The sequence below is a fragment of the Streptomyces bohaiensis genome (assembly GCF_012033785.1).
Lineage (GTDB): Bacteria > Actinomycetota > Actinomycetes > Streptomycetales > Streptomycetaceae > Streptomyces > Streptomyces bohaiensis.
Genome location: NZ_JAAVJC010000502.1, coordinates 1 through 1,645, shown reverse-complemented (window position 1 = coordinate 1,645; position 1,645 = coordinate 1). Strand labels below are relative to the sequence as shown.

The 1,645-nt window shown below is 79.1% G+C and carries 2 protein-coding genes; both read left to right on the top strand.

What is annotated here, in order from left to right; all coding sequences use genetic code 11:
• The first annotated feature begins 106 nt into the window (after positions 1–106).
• Positions 107–478 (top strand): bifunctional adenosylcobinamide kinase/adenosylcobinamide-phosphate guanylyltransferase, encoded by a 372-nt coding sequence (locus tag HCN52_RS24300; protein ID WP_168090567.1) that lies wholly within the window; start codon positions 107–109, stop codon positions 476–478.
• Between the two features lie 71 nt (positions 479–549).
• Positions 550–1,645, top strand: a 1,096-nt coding sequence (locus tag HCN52_RS24295; RefSeq protein WP_168090566.1) for a nicotinate-nucleotide--dimethylbenzimidazole phosphoribosyltransferase, incomplete at its 3' end; no start/stop codon positions are given.

The window sequence follows — 1,645 nt, the reverse complement described above, 5'->3', positions numbered from 1 at the left end:
GACGACGGTTCGCTCTCGCCTGCCCGGGGGGCCCGGCACGCACGCACACGGCACGTTAGCGGGGGTTTCCCCCCGCGGCGGCCGGGCCGCGCATCCCTGGGGGTGGGTGACCACCGGTACCAACGAACTGCTGCCGCTGCTGGCCGAGGACGGCCCGCCGCTGCTGGTGGACTCCCTGACCCGCTGGCTGGCAGCGACGCACACCACCGGGCCGCGCGCGGTCGGCCGCCCGGGGGCGCGACCGGGGCCGGGGTTCGGCCTGCCCGCCGGGTACCCGGCCCGGTTGGCCGAGGCCGTCCGGCTCAGCCCCCGTCCCCTGGTCCTGGTCAGCGATCAGCCCCCGCCGGCCGCGCCGCTGCCGGGCGACCGGGACGGCCGGTTCGCCGCCGAACTGGCACGGCTGAACACGGCGGTGGCGCGCGAGTGCGAGGAGGTCCTGCTGATCGTCGCGGGCCTGCCGGTCCCGCTGCGCGGCTGAGTCGCCCGCCGCCGGGCCCGCCCGCCGCGCCCCGGGCGTACGGCGGGCGCACGGCCGGTAATCTCGTCCACATGAGCGAGGGCACCCTGAATCTCGACGAGTTCGGCGATCTGATCGAACGTCCGAACGCCGCCGTCCGGCGGGCCGCGGAGTCCCGGCGGGTCCGTACCGGCCCGGGCCCGACGGCGCTGGGGCGGCTGGACGACCTGGCGCTGTGGCTCGCCGCCGCGCAGGGGCAGGTGCCGGTCGCTCCGATCCGCAGCCCCCGCCTGGTGGTCTTCGCCGGGGACCACGGCGTCGCCGCGCGCGGGGTCTCCGGCCACGCCCCGGAACCCGTCGACCCCGCGGCGCCGACCGCCCCGGAACGGGGCGCGGCGGCGCTGGTCCGCGACCTGCTGGACGGCCGGGGCCCCGCGGCCGTCCTCGCCCGCGAGGCCGGGGTCCCGGTGCGGGTGGTCGACGTGTCGCTGGACTGCGACCCCGCCTCCCTCCCCGAGGAGGTGACGCGCCGCCGGGTGCGGCGCGGGTCGGCACCCCTGGACACCGCCGACGCGATCACTCTCGCCGAGGCGGAGGCGGCGTTCCGGCTCGGGGCGGCGGTCGCGGACGAGGAGGCGGACGCGGGCACCGACCTGCTGGTCCTCGGTGACCTGTCGGTGGGAGGCACCACCGCGGCCGGGGTGCTGATCGCCGCGCTCTGCGGCACCGACGCCTCCGTGGTGACGGGGCGCGGCGGCGCCGGCATCGACGACCTCACCTGGATGCGCAAGTGCGCCGCCGTCCGGGACGGGCTGCGCCGGGCCCGGCCCGCCCTCGGCGACCAGCTGCAGCTGCTCGCCACGGCGGGCGGCGCCGATCTGGCGGCCGCGACCGGGTTCCTGCTGCAGAGCGCGGTGCGGCGGACGCCGGTCGTCCTGGACGGAGTGGTCTCCGCGGCGTGCGCGCTCGTCGGGCAGCGGGTCGCGTTCCGCGCGGTGGACTGGTGGCTCCCCGGCCACGTCAGCGGCGAGCCCGGCCAGGCCAAGGCCCTGGACCGCATGGCGATGCGGCCGCTGCTGGAGCAGGGCGTGACGGTCGGCGCGGGCGCCGGCGCGCTGCTGGCGCTGCCGCTCGTCCGGTCCGCCGCGTACCGGGTCGTCCAGGAGGCCCTGGCCAACGCCGTGCGCC